This is a genomic window from Hymenobacter jeollabukensis (assembly GCF_005771675.1).
GTDB classification, from domain to species: Bacteria; Bacteroidota; Bacteroidia; order Cytophagales; family Hymenobacteraceae; genus Solirubrum; species Solirubrum jeollabukense.
Genome location: NZ_VAJM01000010.1, coordinates 96,346 through 119,281, shown reverse-complemented (window position 1 = coordinate 119,281; position 22,936 = coordinate 96,346). Strand labels below are relative to the sequence as shown.

At 65.5% G+C, this 22,936-nt stretch carries 19 protein-coding genes; 8 read left to right on the top strand and 11 right to left on the bottom strand.

The features are described from left to right. Positions 1-37 precede the first annotated feature (37 nt). On the top strand, positions 38-1,039 hold the full coding sequence (locus tag FDY95_RS18730; RefSeq protein WP_138080056.1) for a bestrophin family protein: 1,002 nt from the start codon (positions 38-40) through the stop codon (positions 1,037-1,039). Positions 1,040-1,220: 181 nt separating this feature from the next. Here the strand turns inward: FDY95_RS18730 and FDY95_RS18725 are convergent, their stop codons facing one another. Continuing rightward, a complete protein-coding gene (locus FDY95_RS18725; protein WP_246074076.1) occupies positions 1,221-2,243 on the bottom strand; it encodes a transglutaminase-like domain-containing protein in 1,023 nt (340 codons plus the stop codon). A gap of 196 nt (positions 2,244-2,439) precedes the next feature. On the opposite strand from FDY95_RS18725, the gene FDY95_RS18720 reads away from it, so the two are divergent. From FDY95_RS18720 to FDY95_RS18710, 3 genes are all read left to right on the top strand, one after another. Further along, positions 2,440-3,303, top strand: a complete 864-nt coding sequence (locus FDY95_RS18720) for a helix-turn-helix domain-containing protein (RefSeq protein ID WP_138080055.1) — start codon at positions 2,440-2,442, stop codon at positions 3,301-3,303. Between the two features lie 133 nt (positions 3,304-3,436). Then, the gene (locus FDY95_RS18715; protein WP_246074075.1) at positions 3,437-3,856 is read left to right on the top strand and encodes a DUF983 domain-containing protein; all 420 of its coding nucleotides are present in this window, start codon (positions 3,437-3,439) and stop codon (positions 3,854-3,856) included. Between the two features lie 111 nt (positions 3,857-3,967). Next, on the top strand, positions 3,968-4,279 hold the full coding sequence (locus FDY95_RS18710; protein WP_138080054.1) for a hypothetical protein: 312 nt from the start codon (positions 3,968-3,970) through the stop codon (positions 4,277-4,279). A 79-nt stretch (positions 4,280-4,358) separates the two neighbouring features. Here FDY95_RS18710 and FDY95_RS18705 read toward each other — a convergent pair whose 3' ends face one another. Together FDY95_RS18705 and FDY95_RS18700 are read right to left on the bottom strand one after the other, a co-directional pair. Further along, positions 4,359-4,628 (bottom strand): hypothetical protein, encoded by a 270-nt coding sequence (locus FDY95_RS18705; protein WP_138080053.1) that lies wholly within the window; start codon positions 4,626-4,628, stop codon positions 4,359-4,361. 105 nt (positions 4,629-4,733) lie between these two features. Beyond that, entirely contained in the window at positions 4,734-5,438 is a 705-nt protein-coding gene (locus tag FDY95_RS18700) for a hypothetical protein (protein ID WP_138080052.1), read from the bottom strand. 170 nt (positions 5,439-5,608) lie between these two features. Here FDY95_RS18700 and serA point away from each other — a divergent pair, with 170 nt between their 5' ends. Then, positions 5,609-7,516, top strand: coding sequence for a phosphoglycerate dehydrogenase (gene serA / locus FDY95_RS18695; protein ID WP_138080051.1), 1,908 nt, complete (start codon positions 5,609-5,611; stop codon positions 7,514-7,516). Between the two features lie 185 nt (positions 7,517-7,701). Here serA and FDY95_RS18690 read toward each other — a convergent pair whose 3' ends face one another. Beyond that, entirely contained in the window at positions 7,702-8,262 is a 561-nt protein-coding gene (locus tag FDY95_RS18690; RefSeq protein ID WP_138080050.1) for a hypothetical protein, read from the bottom strand. 314 nt (positions 8,263-8,576) lie between these two features. Between FDY95_RS18690 and FDY95_RS18685 the strand changes: the two genes are divergently transcribed. Further along, a complete protein-coding gene (locus FDY95_RS18685; RefSeq protein ID WP_138080049.1) occupies positions 8,577-9,812 on the top strand; it encodes a YHYH protein in 1,236 nt (411 codons plus the stop codon). An 81-nt stretch (positions 9,813-9,893) separates the two neighbouring features. Here FDY95_RS18685 and FDY95_RS18680 read toward each other — a convergent pair whose 3' ends face one another. From FDY95_RS18680 to FDY95_RS18670, 3 genes are all read right to left on the bottom strand, one after another. Continuing rightward, complete coding sequence (locus FDY95_RS18680; protein WP_138080048.1) at positions 9,894-11,540, bottom strand: PA14 domain-containing protein; 1,647 nt, start codon at positions 11,538-11,540, stop codon at positions 9,894-9,896. A 389-nt stretch (positions 11,541-11,929) separates the two neighbouring features. Further along, on the bottom strand, positions 11,930-13,792 hold the full coding sequence (locus tag FDY95_RS18675) for an FG-GAP-like repeat-containing protein (protein WP_138080047.1): 1,863 nt from the start codon (positions 13,790-13,792) through the stop codon (positions 11,930-11,932). Between the two features lie 579 nt (positions 13,793-14,371). Beyond that, positions 14,372-15,496: an NmrA family NAD(P)-binding protein gene (locus FDY95_RS18670; RefSeq protein ID WP_138080046.1), complete on the bottom strand. Its 1,125-nt coding sequence runs from the start codon at positions 15,494-15,496 to the stop codon at positions 14,372-14,374. Here FDY95_RS18670 and FDY95_RS18665 point away from each other — a divergent pair. Then, positions 15,485-15,733, top strand: coding sequence for a winged helix-turn-helix transcriptional regulator (locus tag FDY95_RS18665; protein ID WP_246074074.1), 249 nt, complete (start codon positions 15,485-15,487; stop codon positions 15,731-15,733). The two genes, FDY95_RS18670 and FDY95_RS18665, sit on opposite strands and share 12 nt — an antisense overlap. A 296-nt stretch (positions 15,734-16,029) precedes the next feature. Here the strand turns inward: FDY95_RS18665 and FDY95_RS18660 are convergent, their stop codons facing one another. Beyond that, positions 16,030-16,839, bottom strand: a complete 810-nt coding sequence (locus FDY95_RS18660) for a ParA family protein (RefSeq protein WP_138080044.1) — start codon at positions 16,837-16,839, stop codon at positions 16,030-16,032. Positions 16,840-16,954: 115 nt separating this feature from the next. Continuing rightward, the gene (locus tag FDY95_RS18655; RefSeq protein ID WP_138080043.1) at positions 16,955-17,635 is read right to left on the bottom strand and encodes a metal-dependent hydrolase; all 681 of its coding nucleotides are present in this window, start codon (positions 17,633-17,635) and stop codon (positions 16,955-16,957) included. Positions 17,636-17,722: 87 nt separating this feature from the next. On the opposite strand from FDY95_RS18655, the gene FDY95_RS18650 reads away from it, so the two are divergent. Then, positions 17,723-19,501: an ABC transporter substrate-binding protein gene (locus FDY95_RS18650; protein ID WP_138080042.1), complete on the top strand. Its 1,779-nt coding sequence runs from the start codon at positions 17,723-17,725 to the stop codon at positions 19,499-19,501. 83 nt (positions 19,502-19,584) lie between these two features. On the opposite strand, the gene FDY95_RS18645 is transcribed toward FDY95_RS18650, so the two are convergent. Then, positions 19,585-20,931, bottom strand: coding sequence for a DUF6438 domain-containing protein (locus FDY95_RS18645; protein ID WP_138080041.1), 1,347 nt, complete (start codon positions 20,929-20,931; stop codon positions 19,585-19,587). Between the two features lie 132 nt (positions 20,932-21,063). Further along, on the bottom strand, positions 21,064-22,899 hold the full coding sequence (gene yidC, locus FDY95_RS18640) for a membrane protein insertase YidC (RefSeq protein ID WP_138080040.1): 1,836 nt from the start codon (positions 22,897-22,899) through the stop codon (positions 21,064-21,066). Positions 22,900-22,936 lie beyond the last annotated feature (37 nt).

Sequence of the window (22,936 nt, the reverse complement as noted above, 5' to 3'; positions counted from 1 at the left end):
TGTTTATTTGCCGCCCGCACCTTCTCGCTTCCTCGCCATGCACGCCGGCCGCCGCTTTCACCTCCGCGAGATTCTCTACTGGACGCGCCGCGACCTGCTGCGCTGCCTGCTCTGGGCCGCGCCGCCCACCGCGCTCTATCATTTCTGCGGCTTTACTTTCTTGTCGCTGAGCTGGGTGCCGGTGGCGCTGCTGGGCACGGCGGTATCGTTCCTGGTGGGCTTCAAGAACAACACCAGCTACAGCCGCCTCTGGGAAGCCCGGCAGATTTACGGCGGCATCATCAACAACAGCCGGGCCTTCGCCGTGATGGTGCGCGACTTTCTGCGGCCCACGGCCCCAGGGGCGGTGCCCGAGCTGTTTGGGCGGCACTACGCCTGGCTGACGGCCCTGCGCTACCAGCTGCGCGAACCCCGGGCCTGGGAAAACATGAGCCAGCCCGCCAACGCGGAATACGCCCGCCTCTACCGCATTCCGGAGCACGACGTGCCGCTGGAGCAGGAGCTGGCCCGCTACCTGCCGGCCGCCGAGCTGGCCTACGTGCTCGGCAAGAAAAACCGCGCCACCCAGCTCATGGCCCTGCAATCCAGGCAGCTCAACGGCCTCGGCGGCGTGCTCACGGAGTTTCAGCTGATGCAGCTGCAGACGGCCATTACCCGCTTCTACGACCTGCAGGGCCAGGCCGAGCGCATCAAGAACTTCCCTTACCCGCGCAACTTCTCCTCCATCACCACCATTCTGCTCTACGCCTTCGTGCTGCTGGTGCCCTTCGGCCTGCTGCGCGAGTTCGACAAGCTCGGCGACGGCACGTTCATGGCCGGCTACTCGGTGTGGGTCAACGTGCCGTTTGCCACCCTTCTGATGTGGGTGTTTCTGGCCCTCGACCGCGTGGGTGACAGCAGCGTCAACCCCTTCGAGGGCAGCGCCAACGACGTGCCCATCAGCAGCATCTCGCGCACCATCGAAATCGACCTGCGCGACATGCTGGACGAGGCCGAGCTGCCCGCGCCCCTCACGCCGGTCAATAATATTCTGATGTAGTGCGGCCCTGGCTCTGAACGACACGACCCTGAATGGCGAAAAAGAACGTCATGTCGAGCGAAGTCGAGACATCTCGCGTGCTGACGTTGGATAGCATTCTTTTCGTTCAACGAGAAAATCAGCCCCCGCGCGAGATGTCTCGCTCGGCTCGACATGACGTTTTGCATCATCCCGCTGATTCCTACTCCGTCGCGTCGCGGTAGCGGAACTGGTTGCTGAGGCCGGTGAAGGGCTGCCCGTCGGCCTCGGCGTAGGGGTACACGAAGTAGTTCAGCGGCTCGGCCTGCTGCCGGGGCGTCAGGGTCAGGTCGCGGCCGCGGGTCAGCTCCACGCGGTTTTCGTCGTGGTGGCCGAAGAAATACTCGCGCTTGTCGGGGTTCTTGGCAGCCTCGGAGGCGTCGATGGGCACCCAGCCGGTTTGCTTGGTGTAGAACTCGGCCCAGCAATGGTAGCCTTTCACCTCGCCCTGCCCGCGCTCGGCCGGCAGCGGAAAGCCGATGCTGAAGCGCGCCGGAATGCCCAGGGCCCGGCAGTAGCCGATGAACAGGGCGTGGAAATCGGTGCAGTTGCCGCGGCGCGCGTCGCAGGCGTAGTAAATGTCGCCGCGGCCCCAGCCCTGCCCGCTCTTGTCGTACTTCACGGTGCTCACGACGTGGTTGTAGACGGCGCGGGCCTTGTCGAGGTCGGTGCGGGCGCCGGCCTGGGCCGCCACGCGCAAGGCCCACACGCGGATGGAGTCGTCGAGGGGCACGAGGCGGTCGGGGGCCAGCCAGCGGCCGAGGTTGGGGTCGGCGGCCTCGGCGGCAGCTTTGCGGCCGGGCGCCGTGGGCAGCAGCGGGTTGATGTGCTCCCGGCGCGTCACCTGGCAGTGCAGGGCCACGCTGAAGGGCTGGGCGGGCGCCGGGCTCACGCGCAGGTGCAGCATCTTGTTGCCGTACTGGCCGGTTTTGATTTCGTAGGGGTACGGCGCCTCAATCTTGAGCTTGCCCACGTCCTGCGAGGCGTCGTCGTGGGGCACGGGCAGCCAGAGGTCCAGGGCCTTGGTGCCGGCGGGTGCGGCGGCCACGGTGGTCTGGTAATCGAAGGCAAACGTGCGCACACGCGGCACGATGGGCGCGGCGGCGGGTTGGGCGGCAGTGAGCATCAGCAGAGAAGCCCCGGCGGCCAGCAGCCCGGCGCGGCGCGGCATAAAACGAACGGTCAAGGGCATAGAATCTAGAAACGGCCAGCAGCCAGCCGGGTTCGGTCACGGCTGCCGCCCGGCAAAGGTATGGCCGCAGGGCGGGCTTTAGCCCGATTCGCCTGGGTAGTTTCGTGCGGCCACGCGCGCGGGCTGAAGCCTGTGCTACAGCACCCAGGCCTCGCGGCCGGCGGGCTTTCCGCTATTTTGCCGCCTGCTGATGAAACCCACCGCCCCGCCCGTTCTCGCGCTGACATCGTTTCCGCCCTCGGCCGGCCCCCGCCCCTACTACGTGGCCGGCTTGGCCGAGCACCTGGCGCGCTTTCCGCACGTGCGCGAGCCGCACGCCCACGACTTTTACCTGCTCATCTATGTGACCGAGGGCGCGGGCCTGCACACCATCGACCAGGTAACGTACGAGCTGCGGCCGGGCAGCCTGTTTTTCCTGGCGCCGGGGCAGGTGCACCACTGGCAGCTGCCGCCCGAAGTGCAGGGCTACGTGGTGTTTTTCAGCGCCGAGTTCTACCTGTTCCGCTACCCCGGCCCGCGCCTCTACGAGTATCCCTTCTTCGCCGGCGTGCACCCGCCGGTGCTCTACCTGCCGCCCACCGAAACCGAGCTACTCGGCCTGCTGCAGCGCCTGCACGCCGAAACCCGCGCCGAGCCGCCCCAGCAGGCCGAAGTGGTGCGGGCTTACCTGCTGCTGCTGCTAGAGCTGGCCGCCCGCCACGTAGCGGCCCCGGCCACCGGCGCGGCGGCGCTGGCCCAGCAGCAGATCCGGCAGTTCGGGGCCCTGCTCAACCAGCACTACCGCCAGCAGCGCACCGTGCAGCAGTACGCCGATATGCTGCACCTGACGGCCAATCACCTGAACGCCGTGTGCCGCCGGGTGCTCAACAAAACCGCCAGCGCGCTGATTCACGAGCGGGTGGTGGTGGAAGCCCAGCGCCTGCTGGCCCACTCGGCCCTGTCGGTGGCGCAGGTGGCCGACGAGCTGGGCTTCGACGACCCGAGCTACTTCGGGCGCTACTTCCGCAAGTACGCCGGCCTCCCGCCCGAGGCCTACCGCCAGCAGCACCGGTGATTTGTACCAGACAAGCCCGCGGATAGTCCACGCCGGGCGCGTACCGGGGCCGTAATTTTGTCGTATCAACTTCACGGCCCCGGCCTGCCGGCCACGTTCGGGCCTTTCCCGTTCATCTTCGCCCATCTTCGTCATGGCTGCTCCCGATTCTTCCAAGCTGGCCCTGCTGCAACTCAAGTGCCCCCGCTGCCACGAGGGCCCGCTGTTCACGCACTCGGCCTGGCACCTCAGCAAGTTTTCCGACATGCCCGAAAGCTGCCCGGTGTGCGGGCAGACCTACGAGCCCGAGCCCGGCTTCTACTACGGGGCCATGTACATCAGCTTCGGCTTCGCGGTGGCCACGTTTGCCGTGTGCGGGGTGCTGCTCTACTACCTGGCCGGCGACCCGTCGCTGTGGGTGTACGTCACCACCGTGGCCGCCGTCACGCTGCTGACCGCGCCGCTGGTGTACCGCTACTCCCGGGCCCTGATGCTCTACCTGTTCGGGGGCGTGCATTACGACCCGCGCCGGCAGCCCGGGCGGGCGGGCACGCCACTCCCCACCCGGGGCTGAAACCCCGGCAACCAAACCCGGGCCGCCGAGCTTCGTTTAAGGCTAATCAACCGCCCTCCGGTTTCCCCACGGGCGGTTATGGTTTCACTTCATTTTGAACCGAACCTAGCCATGAAGAAGCTTCTCGTTATTGCCGCCCTGCTGGCCGCCGGCACCGCCGCCCAGGCCCAGACGCGCACCACGACTACTACCCAGCAAACGACCACCACGCCCACGACGGCCCCGGCTCCGGTAATCGTGCAGCCGGCGCCCACGACCACCGAAACCACCACCACAACCGTGGAATCGACCACGACGGGCGGCGGCACGGGCATTCAGACGCAGGCCGGTACTGGCGTCACGCAGGGCACCGTCACGCCCCGCACCGACGACGCGAAGGTGAAAGACAAGCGCCGCAAGTCGAAAGCCAAAATCGACAACTAGGCCCCGCCGACCAATACGCCAACGGCCCGGCTCACCAACTGCGGTGGGCCGGGCCGTTTTGCTGTGCGCCGCGGCAAGGCTAGTAGCGGTAACGCACGCCCGGACGCGGATGCACTACCACGGCCGGCCGCGGCCGCACCACCACCACCGGGGCCGGGCCGTAGGCCAGCGACCGGGCCGGCAACACGACGACGGGCGCCGGGGCCACCACGACCGGGCGCGGCGCGGGGCGCAGCACCACTACCCGCGGGGCGGGGCGGCGGTAATACACGCGTTGGGCCTGGGCCGGCACGGCCGCCCAGGTAGCGAAAAGCAAGGTTACAGCGGTGAATGCAGCGCGGAGTGACATAGGACAGGCCGGTAAAAGGGGGAAAACAACCGATTACCGCCGTTAGAGTCTTCCCTCCGGCGTGGGTTTAACGCCGCTATGCTTGGGGCCGCTTTTCCCCCACGCCTACAGCAGCCGGTAGGCCACGCCCAGGCGCCACACCTGCCCGTAGGCTTCGTTGACGCCGCCCACCCAGCCTTCCCGGTAGTTGCGCAGGCCGTGCGCGTAGCTGGTCATCAGCCCCACGCGGTGGTAGTAGGCCGTCAGGTTCAGGCGGGCGCGGGTGTCGAGGCGGGGCTGGGGGCGCGCCAGGTCGGTGGTGTAGCGCTGCCCGTTGCCGGCCGTGGCAAAGCCTTTTTCCTGGCAGTGCAGCAGCAGGCCCAGGTCGAGGCCGCCGGTGACGTCCAGGCTCACCGCGCCCAGCCCGAAGCGCCGCCCCGCGTACGGGTGCACGTTGATGAAGTCGAGGATGAGGTTGGTGTGGCCGTGGGCCTCCTCCAGCACATCGCCGCCGCCGGGCCATACCAGCACGTTGTCGACGCGGCTGCGCAGCCGCTCGTAGCCCGCCTGCAGGCCCAGCAGCACCTTGCCGCGCGTGACGCGCTGCTGCTGCAGGGCCGCGCCGAAGCCCACGCCGGGCAGGGCGCCGTAGGGGTTGTTGGTGTAGCCGGTGGTACCGGGGCGGTACAGGTTAATGGAAGATTGGCGTTCGGCCGAGGGGCCACGGAAGTTGAAGCCCGTGCCGGTCAGTTGCGCCGTGGTTTCCCAGCTCTGGGCTTGGGCGCCGCCGACGAGGCCCAGCAGGGCGATGGTGACTACAAGGTGTCGCATACGAGGTGGGTATGGTAGGCTGGTTCAGTATGAGCCTGCCACCTACCGAATGGTTGCAATCGGGCGCCCCGCCGCCGTCCTGACGGATATTTTTCAACCCGAAACGATTGCGGCACGAATTATCGGTGCGCGGCAGGGCTGCCCCCGCCGTTCTGCCCGATATTGCGGCCATGACTGCACCTGCGCCTTTACCCTTTCTGGTAATCGACTTCGATAGTACGTTCACCCAGGTCGAAGCCCTGGACGAGCTGGCCGACATTGCCCTGCGCGGCCGCCCCGAGCGGGAACAAGTAGTGGCCGCCATCAAAGCCCTCACCGACGCGGGCATGGACGGCTCCCTCTCCTTCAGCGAGTCCTTGAAACGGCGCGTGGCCCTGCTGTCCGCCCGCCGGGAGCACCTCGACGAGCTGGTGCGCCACCTACGTACCAAGGTGTCGGAGAGCATCCGCCGCAACCAGCGCTTTTTCCACGAGCACGCCCCCGGCCGCATCTACATCGTGAGCAGCGGCTTCCGCGAGTTTATCGTGCCGGTGGTGGCCGAGTTTGGCATTCCGGCCGAGCAGGTGCTGGCCAACACCTTCACCTTCGACGAGGCCGGCAACATCACCGGCTTCGACGCCACGAACCCGCTCAGCCAGGACGGCGGCAAGATCCGCCAGCTGCAGCAGATGGGCCTGGAGGGCGCCGAGGTGTACGTGCTCGGCGACGGGTACACCGATTACCAGATCCGCGAGGCCGGCATGGCCCAGCGCTTCTACGCCTTCACCGAAAACGTGAGCCGCCCCGCCGTGGTGGCCCACGCCGACAAGATTGCCCCCACTTTCGACGAATTCCTTTACCAGAACAAGCTCCCGATGACCCTCTCCTACCCCAAGAACCGCATCAAGGCCCTGCTGCTCGAAAACATCGAACCCACCGCCGAAAAGCTGTTTCGGGAGGAAGGCTACCAGGTGGAAATCGTGCCGGGCGGGCTGGACGAGGAGGAGCTGATGGAGCGCATCGAGGGCGTGAGCATCCTAGGCATCCGCTCGAAAACGCAGCTGACGGCGCGGGTGCTGGAGCGGGCCAACCGCCTCATTGCCGTGGGCGCCTTCTGCATCGGCACCAACCAGATTGACCTGCTGGGCTGCATGCAGCGCGGCATCGTGGCCTTCAACGCGCCGTTTTCGAACACCCGCTCGGTGGTGGAGCTGACCATCAGCGAAATCATCTCGCTGGCCCGGCGTCTGCCCGTCAAGAGCGAGAAGATGCACCGGGGCGAGTGGGATAAGTCGGCGGCCGGGGCCTTTGAGGTGCGGGGCAAGAAGCTGGGCATCGTGGGCTACGGCAACATCGGGGCCCAGCTCTCGGTGCTGGCCGAAAACCTGGGCATGCAGGTGCTCTACTTCGACATTGCCGAGAAGCTGCAACTGGGCAACGCCGTGAAGTGCCGCACCCTGGCGGAGCTGCTCCAGCAGGCCGACGTGGTGACCCTGCACGTGGACGGCCGCCCGGAAAACACCAACCTCATCGGCGCCGAGGAACTGGCCCAGATGAAGCCCGGCGCCCTGCTCATCAACAACGCCCGCGGCCACGTGGTGGACGTGCCGGCCCTGGCCGCGGCCCTGCGCAGCGGCCACCTGGGCGGCGCGGCGGTCGACGTGTTTCCCTACGAGCCGAAAACCAACGCCGAAACCTTCGAGAACGAGCTGCGCGGGCTGCCCAACGTGCTGCTTTCGCCCCACATCGGCGGCAGCACGGCCGAGGCCCAGCGCAACATCGCCGAGTTCGTGCCGGAGCGCATCATGCAGTACATCAACACCGGCAACACCCAGCAGAGCGTGAACCTGCCCAACCTGCAGCTGCCGGCCCAGCAGGCGGCCCACCGCCTGATTCACATTCACCACAACGTGCCGGGCGTGCTGGCCCGCATCAACAACGTGCTGGCTGAGCACCAGGTGAACATCCTGGGCCAGTACCTGAAAACCAACGAGCACATCGGCTACGTGATTACCGACGTGAACCGCGAGTATGACCAGGACGTGATTCAGGCCCTGCGCGCGGTGGAGCACACGATTAAGTTCCGGGTGCTGTACTAAGGTGTAGAAGTGAGATTTTGAGACATGAGAAGTGAGATGGGTGGTTTGCAGCCGTTTTGCTACCGTCAAACGGCCACCATCCGCTGGAACAAGAAGCCACATCTAGTATCAACGCAGCAGTATTAACCCTTGACGTACAACGGCCCGACTTCCGGCAAGAAGTCGGGCCGCTGGTTTTACGGGCGTTATTCCCCGCCCTGATACGCCTCAAACCGCACGCGCCCAAAGTCGCGGGTGGTTCGGGGCTCATTTTCTATGGTGCTGTCGGGGTTGGCGGCATGGAAGCCGTACCTGCCACTGCGGTGCAGGTACCAGTGCCGGTCGGCCGGGTTGTAGCGGAAGGTAACGATGCTGACCCAGCGCCAGGCGCTGCCGCCGTAGTGCTCCACCGAGAAGTAGCCGCGCCTGATGACGACCTGCTGAAACGGGTCGCCGCCCATCGCGCCGCTGCAATCGGCGCAGAACACTACGTGGTCGTTGCGGGCGGCCAGGGTGTAGCCACGGCCGCCGGGCTGGCCCAGCAACAACAGCAGCGGCCGGTTTATCCGCTGAATCCGGTCCTGCTCCTCGTAGTCCGTCGAATCGGTGATGACGGCCGCGGTATCCAGCACTACCACCCGGTCGGGCCAGGCGTCGCGGTTCAGGTCGCCGGCGCGGGTGTAGAGCACCCGGTAGCCCCTGGGCACGAAGGGCGCCATGGCCCGCATGGAATCGGCGGCGGGCGGGGACGCGACGGGTTTCGGCAACGGCGCAACGGGCAGCTTTGAGGTGACGGCCGGGGCAGTCGGACGGACCGGAGAAGCGGATTTTTCCTGCTTGGGCGAGGATTGGCAGGCCACCCAGACGGAGCCCAGCAGGCAGCAAGCAAAGCAGCGGAATAGCATGGCACTAAAGCTACGGCAAACCTACATCGGGCGCGGCGGGCGTCCTGGCAAACCGTCGGGCCCGGTTCATCGGTATCCGCTGCCCTTCTGTCGATTAGGCACGTCGCCTGCCGCTCCCCACCGTAGCTTCGCCGGGCCGGCGACACCTCCGCTGCAGGCGCCGTTTCCCCTGACGCATGACCCGATACTTCTACTTCGCGCTGCTGCTCTTCGCGCCCGCGCTGGCCCAGGCCCAAATCACGCCCCACGTCAGCGCCTGGATTGTGAATACCACCGGGGCCACCGGCTACAACGGCATTCCGAGCAATGTGCAGCGGGTGCAGTACTCGACCGGCAGCGTGTACGTGACCTGCACCGGAGTGCCCAGCTACACCATCGGGCCCTGGCCCGGCAACCCTAACACGGCCACCAACCAGAACTTCGTGTTTAAAATCACCCGCACGCCCCAGCCCAATACGGGCACGCCGACGCCCACGCCGCTGGGCCACTCGGGCTTGTGGAGCAACGGGGTGAGCATGTTCAACGCCCTCGACGCCATGAGCTACAACGGCCAGGGCGTGTGGAATCAGAACGCGGTGGTGGTGGAAGGCCCCAGCTTCGACAGCTGCCTGGGCCACCCGGCCGGCAACGGCGAGTACCACCACCACCTGAACCCGCGCTGCCTCTACAACGACCGGGACTCCTCGCGCCACTCCCCGCTCATCGGCTTCGCCCTCGACGGCTACCCCATCTACGGCACCTACGGCTACGCCACGGCCACCGCGCCGGGCGCCGTCAAGAGCCTGAAATCCTCGTACCGGCTGCGGGCCATCAACGCCCGTACCAGCCTGCCCAACGGCACCGTACTGACGGCCAGCCAGTACGGCCCGCCGGTGTCGGGCACCCGGCCGCTGGGCTACTATGTGGAAGACTACGAGTACGTGGCCGGCCGCGGCGACCTGGACAGCCACAACGGCCGCTTCGGCGTGACGCCGGAGTATCCGCAGGGCACCTACGCCTACTTCGTCACCCTGAACTCGCGCTACGAGGGCGCCTACCCCTACACCGCCGGCCCGACCTACTACGGCGTGGTGCCGGCCGGCGCCACCGGCCCGCAGTCGGGCCACGCCACCGTCAACGAGCCGGTGACCACCTACGTGGTAACGGCCAGCTTCGCGGCCGCCGGGGTGCGCATCCAGGCCTACCCCAGCCCCGCCACTACCACGCTCACGGTGACGCCCGACGGCGGCACGGCCAACGACCTGCAAGCCAGTTTGCTCACCAGCCTGGGCCAGGCCACCGGCCTGAGCGCCGCCGTGCACCCCTCCGTGCCGCACACCTTCGACGTATCGGGGCTGGCGGCCGGGGTATATTTTTTGCGCATCGAGGGCAGTGGCACCGCGGCAGTCGGCCGGGTGCTGGTCACGCATTGACGCACGTGCGCCTTGCGCTGAAAACGCCAACGGCGGCTCCGGGTGGGGCCGCCGTTGGCGTTTCTACAAATCTTGAAGGGCTTACTCGCCCAGCGGCGCGGCCTCGGCCGGGCGCACCTTGCGCAGCTGCAGCTGCTCGCGGGTGGTCACGGTGCCCACGGTCATGCGCAGGTTATAGTCGCCCGGGGGCAGGCCGGTGAAGTCCAGGGTCTGGTGGTGCAGGCCGGCGGTCTGGCGGCGGTAGTCCGACACGCGCACCGGGGCGCCGTTCTGGTTGTAGAGCACCCAGCCCATCGGAATGGCCTCGGGCAACTCGTAGCGCAGCTGCACCACGCCGTTCGAGGGGTTGGGGTAGATGCTCATCTTATTGGCCCCCACGCCCGGCCGGGCGCCGGCCATGATGAGCGGGGCGGGCTCCTCGTCCTGCACCGGCGTGAGCTTCCACATCTGGCTTTCCTTGCCGCTGTAGCGCCACTGCACGGCCCCGTCCACCGAGTCGCGCACCGAGAGGGCCTTGTTGCTGTGCTTGGCCAGCAGCTTGTAGTAGCCGTTTTCGGTGGGCTCGATGCGCCAGAGCTGGTTGTTGCCGCTGTAGTAGGGCCACACGTTCATCGGCGTACCGTTGGAGGTGGCGCTGCCGAGCACTTCCAGCACTTTGTTGTTGCCGGGCACCAGCAGGCGGTAGTAGCCGTTGCCCAGGCTTTCGACGCGCCACTGCGGGGCGCCCTTGTTGGTATCGGTGGTGGTGAGGCCGGCGGCCTGGTAGGCGCGGCTGTTGGGGCGGGCCGGGTCTACCACTTCCAGGGGCTTGCCGGTGGTGCGCGAGGTCAGCACGTACACGCCGGGCTCCACGGCGGCCGGGGCGGCGGGAGCGGCCGCATCGGCTTTGGCCTGCGCGTCGGCCTTGGCTTTGGCGGCCGCATCGGCTTTAGCCTTGGCCTTGGCTTCGGCCTCGGCTACTTTGGCGCTGGCTTTGTCGGCCTTGCTTTCGGCCTTGGCCACTTTGGCCTCGGCCTGGGCCACTTTGTCTTCAACTTTGGCCTCGGCCTTGGCGGCTTTATTTTCGGCTTTGTCGACCTCGGCGCTGGCTTTGGCTACGGCCTTGGGCGCGGGGGCCGGCGCGGGGGCAGCTACCGGTTCCGGGGCCGTGGGCATGCCCGGGCCTTCCAGCGGGTAGAGGTAGCTCGTCGGGATAAGCTGCGGCGACTGGCCGGGGCCGGCCCAGAGCAGCTGCAGGTGGGCGTCGCCGTCGGCTTCGGCAAACTCCAGCTTGATGGTGGCTTTTTCGCCGGCCGCCAGCCCCACGGAGCCTTCGCCGTTCTTCTTCTTACCGTTGAAGGTGTCGAGCACAATCTTGCCGTTGATCCAGAGGCGCACCTCGTCGTCGGTGCGGGCCACGAAGCGGTAGCTGCCGGTGCCGGGGGCGGCAATCAGCCCTTCCCAGCGCACCGAGAAGTTGTCCTCGGGAATGCCCGGGGCGGGCACGCCCATGTTCCAGCGGAAATCCAGAGTGGGGTCGACGCGGCGCAGTACCGGGGCGCCGGCCAGGGTGCCGTTGGTGAAGTACGAAGCCGTCAGGCCCGTGCCGACGCCGATGCCCTGGTTGGAAGCCGCCGGCGCGGTGGTTGGCGCGGCAGTATGGTCGGCGCGGCTGGGGAGCGTTGCAGCAAGAGTGGCATTTCCGGAGCTGAGGCCGGCTACCAGCGAGCAGAGTAACAGTCTACGCACGGCGTCTTAATTAGAGGTGGTACCGCTGGCCGAAGCGCTGAATCTGCCGGAGCACGAAACCCGCGGCAGCGAGGCGTGGCAAGCGGTGGGTTGAATCTACGGTTTATCAGCCAGCCGTGCCAAGTCCGGCGGCCTCTGACTGCCACCTTTTTTCACATTTTCCCGGCTGGAGCTAACTGCATCGGGGTCATGTGCCAAGGGGCGCGTTCAGGCCAGCCCCAGGCGGCCGGCTCGGACATCTGCTTCCCGGCGCTGTCTGCCCACTTTTTTGGTCGAGCTTACCCCACGGTGCCGGAGCCGCCGCGGCTCCGGCACCACCCGACGCGCGGCAGCCCCGCCGCCGCCCAAAGTTGGACGACGACGGGGCTGTCAACGGTAGCCGGTGCGGCTTAGCGGCGGGTGATGCGCTGCGTGGTGCTGCCGGTGGCCGTGGTGAGGCGCAGCACGTAGAGGCCGGGGGCCAGCGTGGCGGGCAGGCCGCTCAGCTGCTGGGGCGTGACCTGCAGCTGCAGCTTGGCGCTGAAGACCGGCTGGCCGGCCAGGTTCAGCAGCTCGGCGCGGGCGGCCTGGGGCTCGGTGCCGGCGGGCAGGGCCACGTACAGCGCGTCGGTGAAGGGGTTCGGGTACGCCTCGGCGCCGGGGCCGGCCACGGTAGCGCGGGTGGTTACCGTCACGATGGCCGAGTAGTCGGCGGTGCCGTCCTGGTCGACCTGACGCAGGCGGTAGTAGCGGGTGGCCACGGCGGCGGCGCTGGCGTCGAGGAACTGGTAGCTGCGGGCGGTGGTGCTGTTGCCGGCGGCGGCTACTTCGCCCACCGTGACGAAGGTTTTGCCGTCGGTGGCGCGCTCCACGTAGAAGGCGGCGCTGTTTTTCTCCAGGGCGGTGGTCCAGCTCAATTTCACGCCGGCCGGGGTGGCCTGGCCGCTGAAGCTGCTGAGCACCACGGGCAGCGGCGTGGGCGTCACGATGGCCTGCTCGAAGCGCAGGATAGCGCCGTCGTTGCTGCCGATGGCCAGGTCCTCGATACCGTCGCCGTCGAAGTCGCCGATGGCGGGCGCGGCGTAGTTGTTATCGGTGCCGGCCGTGCCCACTTTGATGGGCGTGTTGGTGCTGGTGTAAGCCACTGTGCCCAGGTCGGTGAAGGCCAGGCCATTGGTGGCGCTTTGCTCGAAGCGCTGCACGTTGCCGGCGCGGTTGCCCACCAGCAGGTCGATTTTCCCGTCGCCGTCGAGGTCCGTCACCTGGGGCTTGGAAGTGAAGCCCACGTCGATGGTGCTGCCGGTGCTCAGCTTCAGGTAGGAGTAGCCGGCGGCGCTGCTGCCGGTCAGGGTCGAGAACTTGCCGGCGTTGGTCGTGTTGTCAATCTGCTCGAAGCGGGCCAGCATGCCGTTGTCGTCGCCCACGATGAGGTCCAGCTTGCCGTTGCCGTCGAGGTCCGTCACCACCGGGCGCGGGAAGTTGTAGCCCATGTCGATGTTCGCGAAAGTGGCCGGCGTGCCGGTGTAGCTGGCCGTCAGCAGCTGCTGGGCGCCGAAGGTGGCGGCCCCGGCCGCGGTCTGCTCGTAGCGGGCCAGCGTCTGGTTGGTACCGGTACCCACGAGGAGGTCCAGCAGCCCGTCGCCGTCGAGGTCGGTGGCCGTGGGCTTGGCGTAGTTGCCGGCCGAGCCCGCCACGGTGGTGAATACTGTGCTGTTGGTGGTGTTAGTCAGCGTCACGGCCGCCCCGAAGGTGTTGGTGCCGGTGTTGTAGGTGTAGCTTTTGATGGTGCCGTCGGCGTAGCCCACCAGCAGGTCCTGCGCGCCGTCGTTGTTGAGGTCGGCAAAGGTGGGGGTGGAATACTGCCCGGCCGTGGTGCCCGAGGCGGCAATGACGGCGGAGCTGCCCACCTGCGGCAGGTAAGTGCCGATGGAGCTGCGGGTGGCGAAGAGCACGTTGCTGCTCACCGCGCTGGTCGAAACCCCGCCGACGGTGGACACCAGCAGAATCTTGCCCGAGCTGGCGGCGGCCGGAATCTTCACCACCACCTGCGTCGCGCCCTTCGACACGATGGGCATCGGCTGGCCGTTCAGCAGCACGGCCGAGGTGCTGCCCAGCGCCAGACCCGAAATGGTAATCTGGGTGCCGGTCACCCCGCCCTGGGGCGAGAAGCTCGAAATGGTTTGGGCGTGGGCGGCCGTACCCAGCAGGCCCAGGAAGCCGGCCAGCGCGGCGCGACGAATATGGTTTTGAGCGGAGGCGAAGACGTTAGCCATGGTAAGCAGAGGAAGCAGAAGCAGTGGTGGATAATCAAGCCCAGGTGGCGTATGGTGCCTTTTTCCCGCTTGACTGAGTCAAAATTATCCCACCATTTGCCCTGCCTGCCAACGGTTTCGGCTAGCATTATTCGCCTCTATGCGAACGGCCGATTTTGCTGGGTGAACGTTTTTCGGCCCTGCATCAACCACCGCCTGCCCCGTCAATCAGCCGCTGGGGCGGCCGCGCTGCATTTGTCTTTTTCCTACCTGGACCCATTCTTTAGCTGATGCCCGACCTAGCTTTTATTGCCGCTGAGGCCCAATAAAAAAAGCCCCAGCGCGGCCCTTATCCCCACAGCCTACGAAAAAGCCGCCCTAGTCAAATGACCAGGGCGGCTTTTTCGTAGGCTGTGGGGATAAGGGCATCGACTGATTTTGGGCATGCCGTCGTCTGGGCGCAACGGCATTTCGGCACCTTGCAGTTGGGGTACGTACGTCGTACACGCCGCGCCTGCCGCTTAGCTGCTGGGCGCAGGCGCCCTACGCAATCGGGACCGGTTGCAGAATGGATAAGCACTCCAGCATCGTTACCGATGCTTATGCTAATCCCGCATATCGAGCTTGCAGGAACGCTTTATGGCCCTCCAGAAAGGCCTCTAACGACTCGGGCTGAATGCCGTAGCCGGCGGCCTGCTGGGGGTCAATTTTATAGCCTTCCACGTTCTGCCAGGCATACGTCTCGACTCCGTATTCAAACAAGCCGGTGGCGGCGGCTTCCTGCTCATTTAGGCTGATGGCTTCAAAACGTTTGCCGGTCACGGCGGACAGCGCCGCGGCCACCTCGGCCATCGTGACTTTGGCCCCCACTATCGAAAGTTCTTTCTGGTTGAATTTCTCCGGCTGGGCAAAGGCCGCCGCAGCAAAGCGGCCGATGTCTTGCCCCGATAACCAGTCAATTTTGGTGTCGGGGGCGAGCGGCGTGATGAACTTGCCTTGGGCCATGGTGGGGAACATGCCGGCATCCCGGGGTGGGAGCAGATTCTCCATCAGGAACGGAGGTTTCAGTATGGTCCAGTACGGGAAGCCCGCGGCTTTCACGGCGTCGATAGCGGCGGCTTTCTCCTGCCAATACAACGGCTCCCAGCGGCCTTTGTCCCAGTCCACGAAGCTTTCGTGCTCCCCGGCCCGCGCCACCGAGGTATGCACGAACTGCTGCACGCCCGCCGCCTTGGCCGCCGCCACCAGATTGGTGGCATGCCGCGTCTCCTCCCCCTTGTTGCCGGGGTGGGTACCCATTTGCACGGAGAAACCCCCCGTCGCCCCTTGCGCCGCCTTGGTCAAGCCTGCCAGATCATCGAACGTGGTTTCGAACAGCTCGATATTTTTGGCCGCCAAGGCCTGGGCCGCTTCGCTGTTTTTATCGCGTACAATCGCCCGTATCGCGACATTACCTTTCGCTAGTAAGGCCTTAATAACAGCCCCTCCCTGGAGGCCGGCAGCACCCGCTACCAGGATGACTGGTTTCTGAATCTGGCTCATCTTCGTCAGTTGATTTTTTTGTAAAATTACGCGGTGCCTGGTATACAAAAGATGCCAGTTACCTAAAGTATGCCAGGTATAGAACCAGATAAAGCGGCCGTTGCGCAGCAGATACGCCACCTGCAGGATACCCTGTACGTGGTCAACGGGAAATGGAAGCTGCCCATCCTGGTGGCCATCCATCAGGGCAACAGCCGCTTCCGCGACATTCAGCGGAGCGTGCAGGGCATTACCACCAAAGTCTTGTCCACGGAACTCAAGGCCTTGGAACAGAACAAGCTGGTGGTGCGCCGGGTGTACGACACGTCGCCCCCCACCGTGGAGTACACGACGTCGCCGTATTGCGAGACCTTGCAGACCATGATTTTGGAAATGATTGCCTGGGGGAAAAACCACCGGGACCGGGTTCGCGAGGAGTAAGAGGTAGGCTCCCGACGCAGCTGGCCCACGGACGACTCATGGGCAAGGCGCTGTTGCCTTATGTATCGCCTTTGGGCTGACAGCACATCAGCCTGACCGGGGACTATACACGCGCACTCGGCGAATTTCAGCTCCTACGGCCTTTCCCAGACCTTAATGCGCTATTTCATCCCGCTTTTCGAGAGGCCGCTATAACCGCAAAATGCTCCAGCTGAGGAGCTGGAGCATTTTGCCAAGATTTGGGTAAGAACAAGGCGCGGGTCGGGGCTTCTTATCAAGTAACGCTGCTTTGCGGCTTACGCCGCGTCGTCCTCGGCGTAGGCGTTTTCGCTGCCGGGCACCACGTTCTTTTCCACGATTTCGCGGGCCAGGTTCAGGTAGCTGATCGAGCCCTTGCTTTCCGCGTCGTGCAAAATGACCGGAATGCCGAAGCTCGGCGACTCCGACAGCTTCACGTTGCGCGGAATGATGGTGTCGAACACCAGTTGCTGGAAGTGTAGCTTCACTTCCTCCACCACCTGGTTGGAGAGGCGCAAGCGCACGTCGTACATCGTGAGCAGGATGCCCTCGATTTCCAGCTGCGGGTTCAGGCGGCTCTGAATGATCTTGATGGTGTTCAGCAGCTTGCCCAGGCCTTCGAGGGCGAAGTACTCGCACTGCACCGGGATGATGACCGAGTTGGCGGCCGTCAGCGCATTCACCGTGATGAGGCCCAGCGAGGGCGAGCAGTCGATGATGATGAAGTCGTACTGGTCCACAATGGGCTCCAGCGCCACTTTCATCTTCTCCTCGCGGTTCGGCAGGTTGATCATCTCCACTTCGGCCCCGACGAGGTCGATGTGAGAGGGCATCAAATCGAGGTGGGGCAGGATGTTGGTCGGCAGGATGATGTCTTGGGCGTTGATGCCGTCGACCATGCACTCGTAGATGCTGTGCTGAATGTCCTTGGGGTCGAAGCCCACGCCGGAGGTAGCGTTGGCCTGCGGGTCGGCATCCACCAGCAGGGTGCGGTACTCCAGCGCCGCCAGGGAGGCCGCGAGGTTGATGGACGAGGTGGTCTTACCCACGCCGCCTTTCTGGTTAGCTACCGCAATGATTTTACCCATGGAAAGGTCTTTCTTATTGAATGGTCAAATTGTTAAATGGCTAAATGGTTGTTCGTTTCAGCGGGATGTTGAACGGGCAGCCATTTGACCATCGGGCCATTTAACCATTCCAAACTTACAAATTAATCTTCTGCCCGATGGTCGGCAGAATCAGTTCGATGCCGGCCGCCTCGGCCTTGCGCAGCGCCTCCGCGTGGTCGATTTTGATGACCGGGAAGGTATCGAAGTGCATGCCGATGACTTTCGTGACGCCCACCCACTTGGCCGCCGTCAGCGCGTCGTCGATGCCCATCGTGTAGTTGTCGCCGATGGGCAGCAGGGCCACGTCGAGCTTATGCTGCTCGCCGAGGAGCTTGAGGTCGTAGGTCAGAGCAGTGTCGCCGGCGAAGTACAGGTTGCCCTCCGCCGTTTCGAGCACGAAACCAGCCGCCAGCCCGCCGTAGGAGCCGTCGGGCATGGAGGAGCTGTGCAGGGCCGCCACCATCTTCACCGAGCCGAAGGGCAGCTGTACCCGCCCGCCGATGTTCATCTGGTACGTGGCTTTCAGGCCTTTCTGCCCAAACCAGCCCGCCACTTCGGCAATGGCCACCAGCTCGGCGCCGGTGCGCTGCCCAATGGCTTCGACGTCGGCCACGTGGTCACCGTGCCCGTGGGAGAGCAGGATGTAGTCGGCCTCGATTTCGTCGACTTTGATGTCCTTGGCCAGCGGGTTGGGGCTGATGAAAGGGTCGAACAGCAGGCGCGAGCCGGCAACTTGCAGGCCGAAACTAGCGTGGCCGTAGTAGGTGAGTTCCATGCGGGGAGTTTAGCTGCGTAGTACGGCCGCGGCAGCCCGCGGTTTTCGGCGTACTTTGCTACAAATATACACCTCTTTCCCGTTCGCATGCCCCGCTTTTTGGCCTTCGCGGGCCGTTTTCAGGGTCCCTCAGAATCAGGCATTTCGGCGGCTACGGCCCCGGCAGGGCCGATTTTTCACCGGCTTTTCCGGCCCGCTGCCCGCGCCGCCCGGCTCGGCGCCGCCGGCCTGGGCCTGCTGAGCCTAAGTTTTTTAGCCAGCTGTAACTCAGCCGATAAGCCGGCCGACGCGCGCCGGGTGTTCCGCTACAACCAACCCGAGGCCCTGACCTCGCTCGACCCGGCTTTTTCGCGCAACCAGGCCAATATCTGGGCCGTCACCCAGCTCTACAACGGCCTGGTCGACCTCGACGACTCGCTGCGCCCCGCTCCCGCCCTGGCCCGGCGCTACCAGATCAGCCCCGACGGCAAGACCTACACCTTCGTGCTGCGGCCCGGTGTGCATTTCCACGACTCGGAGGTATTTCCCGGCGGCAAGGGCCGGGAGGTGAAGGCCCGGGACGTGGTCTACTCCTTCCGCCGCATCCTCGACAAGCCCACGGCCAGTCCCGGCGGCTGGATTTTCCGGGGCAAGATTCTGGAAACCCCCGACGGGGAGCCGTCCGATACCGCCTTCGTGGCCCCGAACGACTCCACGGTGCGCATCCACCTCAAGGAGCCGTTTATTCCCTTCCTGGGCATCCTCACGATGCCCTACGCCTACGTGGTGCCGCAGGAGGCCGTGCAGCGCTACGGCAAGGACTTCCGGGAGCACCCGGTGGGCACCGGGCCGTTCGTCTTCAAGCGCTGGGACGAGGGCTCGGCCATCGTGTACCACCGCAACCCCAACTACTGGCGCCGCGACGCGAAGGGCAAGCCCCTGCCCTACCTCGATGCGGTGCAGATCAGCTTTATTGCCGACCGCAAATCCGAGTTTCTGACCTTTCAGCAGGGCAAGCTGGACTTTCTGAGCGGTATCCGGGCCGGCTCCCGCGACCTTATCCTGTACCCCAACGGGCAGGTGCGGGAGGATTTTGCCGGCAAGTTTCGCTTCGAGAAGGTGCCCTACCTGAACACGGAGTACCTCGGCATCCAGCTCGACCCGACCAACCTGCGCGGCGCCGCCGACCAGCCCGCCCTGCGCGACCGGCGCGTACGCCAGGCCCTCAACTACGCCCTCAACAAGCCGGAACTGCTGGCTTATTTCCTCAACAACGTGGGCGTACCCGGCGCCTCGGGCTTCGTGCCGTCGTCCCTGCCCTCCTACAACGAAAAAGAGGTGCCCGGCTACAGCTACCAGCCCGCCAAGGCCCGGCAGCTGCTGCGCGAAGCCGGTTACGGCCCCAGTAAGCCGCTGAGCATCACCCTGACCACCGTGGCCGAGCGCAAGGAAGTGTGCGAGTACCTGCAGAAGAAATGGGCCGAAGTGGGTATCCAGGTCAGCATCGACGTGAACCAAGCCGCCGCCCAGCAGGAGGTGGTCGACAACGGCCGGGTGGCCTTCTTCACCAAAAGCTGGCTGGGCGACTACCCCGACGCGGAAAACTACCTGGCTTTGTTCTACAGCCCCAACTTCAGTCCCGCCGGCCCGAACAAGACCCACTACAAAAACGCCGAGTACGACAAACTGTACGAGCAGGCCAAGCTGGAGCGCGACGACCACCGCCGCTGGGCCCTCTACCAGGCCATGGACCGCCTCGTGGTGCGCGACGTGCCCGTCATTCCGCTCTACTACGACCAGGTGGTGCGCCTCACGCAGAACAACGTGCACGGCCTCACGCCCAACCCCATGAACCAGCTGGTGCTGGAGCGGGTCTGGAAAGATTGACCTCTAACCCAGTCAGAAACGACGACGGCCCGGCTGCATAGCCGGGCCGTCGTCGTTTTTGGGGCTGAGTGCAAGCTACCTACCTACCGGTCGGTCTTGGCACCGCCGCTCACGCTGTCGACCAGGGTGCTGACGTAGTTCAGCAGGCCGGTCAGCTCGGCGGGGGCGCCTTCTTCCACCTGCACCGTCTTGCCGGGCTGGCCGGGGCGGTTGTAGGTCAGGTAGGTGGAGGGCATGTCGGTGGCGCCGCTCAGGTACTGATCCTGCAAGCTGCTGAAGCCGATTTCGTCGGCCCGGCGCATGATTTCGCGCACGGCCTCGGGGGAAAGCTGCAGCTCGTAGGTGCCCTCCTTGGCCACGTTGCGGTAGCCCACGTAATGCACCCGCCCGTCGGCGTAGATGCTGGCCTCGAAGTGCGGGCAGAAGCCGAAGCAGGGCGTTTTGCGCAGCACGATAACAGCAGCGCCGGCCACTTGGGCCGGCGCTGCTTGGTTGAATCCTAAGGGCGTCTTCTCGTCTCCGCCTTCCACGCTTCCGCGGCGGGGCCGGGTGGGCGCAGGTTCCGGCGAGTTGCTCTGCGGCTGCTCGGGCGCCGGCTTGGGCGGGGCGGTGGGCAGCAGGTCGGGCTCCTTCACCGGTTCCGCGCTTTGATTCGACTGCCCAACCGTGCTAGCCGGGGCCGGCTTAGGCGGAGCGGTCGGCAGCAGGTCGGGTTCCTTCGTGGGCTCCGCCGTTTGGGGTGCCTGGCTCGTGCTGCTGCCCGGCGCGGGTTTGGGCGGGGCGGTGGGCAACAGGTCGGGCTCTCTCACCGGCTGGCGCGTGGGGCCCGAGACGGGGGGCTGCTGCGGCATGGGTTTGGGCGGCGCGGTGGGCAGCAAATCCGGCTCCCTCACGGGCTGCTGCGCTGGCGTGGCGGTGGTAGCCGGGCCGGGCGCGGGCTTGGGCGGCGCCGTGGGCAGCAGCTCCGGCTGGCGTACCGGCTGCCGCGTGGGCCCGCTGGTGGCGGGCGGCGTCGAGCCCGGCATGGGCTTGGGTGGCGCGGTGGGCAGCAGTACGCCCCCGCCGGAGTTGGGCTGACCCGGGCCCGCGGTGCTGCCCGAGCCGGGCGTGTGCCCCGAGCCGGCAGTGCTGCCCGGACCACTCGTGTGACCCGAGCCGCCGCTATGGCCCGGCGTGGTGCGCACCGGGGGCGTGCGCACGGGCGGCGACGTACGGATGGGCGGCGCGGTCCGGATGGGCGGCTGCGCAGCCGGTCCGGGCACCACCACTACCGGGCCGGGAGTCGGGGTCGGGTAATCGTAGTCGTAGCCGGGCTGGGGGGCCGGGGTCTGCTGGTAGCGGCTGCCGCCCACGTAATAGTTCACGGAGCAGGCCGACAGCGAGCTGGCCAGCAAAGCACCGATGGCCAGGGAAAGTAAGTTTGTGCGCATAGCGGTAAAGAGAGAAGGGAGTTGCCGGGCTTTTCCAAAAAGCGGACCAACACCGCAAGTTGCTAATATTCGAAGACAAAAAAGCCCCTCTGCGCGGTGCAGAAGGGCTTTTAAATCACTGATTATGAGTGATTATTTTTTATTGGCCTGGGCCCCGCCCTTACGGCCTTCGGTTTCGCGCTCCTGGGCGGCCTTCATGGCCTCGGCCAGGCGGGCCTGGAAGCCGGCGGGCTTCTTGTCCTTGTTCTTCTCCTTATTGGCCTGCAGCTGGGCGTGCAGCTTCTTCTCGTCCACGAAGTTGCGAGTAATGGCTTGCTGGGCGAAGGTCACCACGTTCGAAACGAAGTAGTACCAGGTCAGGCCGGCCGGGAAGTCGTTGAGCACGAAGAAGAAAATCAGCGGCATCAGGTAGCTGTACATCTTCATCGGGCCCTGCATGGCGGCCGGGTTCATCTGGTTGCTCTGCCAGGTCATCAGCAGGGTGCTGATGGTCATCATCACCGTGAACAGGCTGATGTGGTTGCCGAGGAAGGGCAGGGTGAAGGGCAGGATGATGGGCGCGTCGTAGGTGCTCAGGTCCTTGGCCCAGAGGAAAGACTCCCCGCGCAGCTCGATGGCGTTGGGGAAGAACTGGAACAGGGCGAAGAGGATGGGCAGCGTGGCCAGCATGGGCAGGCAGCCAGCCAGCGGGCTGGAGCCGGTGCTCTGGTAGAGCTTCATCGTCTCCTGCTGCACCTTCATCTGGTCGTCGCCATACTTCTCCTTAATCTCGTCGATTTCGGGCTTGAGCACCCGCATCTTGGCCTGCGAGAGGTAGGACTTGTACACCAGCGGCCACAGCAGCGTCTTCAGGAACACCACCAGCAGCACGATGATCAGGCCGTAGGAGCTGATGTACTGCTCCAGGAAGGTGAATACCGGAATGACCAGGAAGCGGTTCACGTAGCGGAACACGCCCCAGCCCAGGTACACGTTGCGCTCGAAGTGCGGCGCCACGTCCTTCAGCACCCGGAAGGAGTTCGGGCCGAAGTAGTACTGAAAGCCCGCCCCCGCGTCCGACTGCACATCGGCGGCCGGAATCTGCAGGGTGCTCTGCATGGTCTTCAGGTAGGTCGAGTCGCCTTCCTTGACGTTGGTGTTGAACTTGCCGCTGGGGAAGGGCTTGTCGGCAATCAGGCCGGCGGTGAAGAAGTCGTGCTTGTGGCCGATCCACTTCACCGCGCCGGGGGCCGTCTGCTCCTCGGGCTTCTCGCTGGCCTCGGCAATGCTACCCAGGTCGTCCTCCGCGAGGTAGTAGTTGATGGTCGAGTGGTTGCGGTTCTGCTTGGCGCTCTGCTCGGTCTGGCGCACGTGGTCCAGCCAGGTGTAGGTCAGCGGCTCGGCCGTCACCAGCCCGCTCAGGTTCTGGAACTTCAGGTTGTAGCCCAGCTGGTAGGAGTCGTCGAACAGGGTGTAGGTCTGCTGGATCTGCTGGCCGGGGGCCAGCTCGGCCGTCAGCTGCACGCGCTGGCCCTTCTTGCCGTTTTCCGTCACCGGCGTCACGGCCGAGGGGCGGAAGTACAGGCTGCTGAGCTTCACGCGGCGCCCTTCCGAGGTCGGCACCTGCACGTCGATGTCGGCGCTCTGCTTGTCGAGCAGGTACAGCGGCTGGCCGGTGAAGGTCTTTTCGCCTTCGAGCAGCACCACCTGCGGGCGGCCGCCGCGGGTGCTCAGGGCCACGCTCACCTTGCTGTTGCGCAGCTCCACGCTTTGCTCCTGGCCCTGGCCGGCGGCGGCGAAGGCACCGAGCAGGCGCACCGTGGCGGCCGAGTCGAGCGGGGCGGGAGCCGCGGCGGGTTTGGCGGCAGCCGCGGCGGCCGGTTTCTCGGCTTGCTTGGCTTGTTCTTCGGCCTTGGGCTTGAAGAAGAACAGGTACGCCAGCAGCAGGGCCGAAATAAGCATGAGGCCCGTGGCCTGGTTCTTATCCATGAATGGATTAGGTATTGGGTAAAAAGCAGTTAGCGCC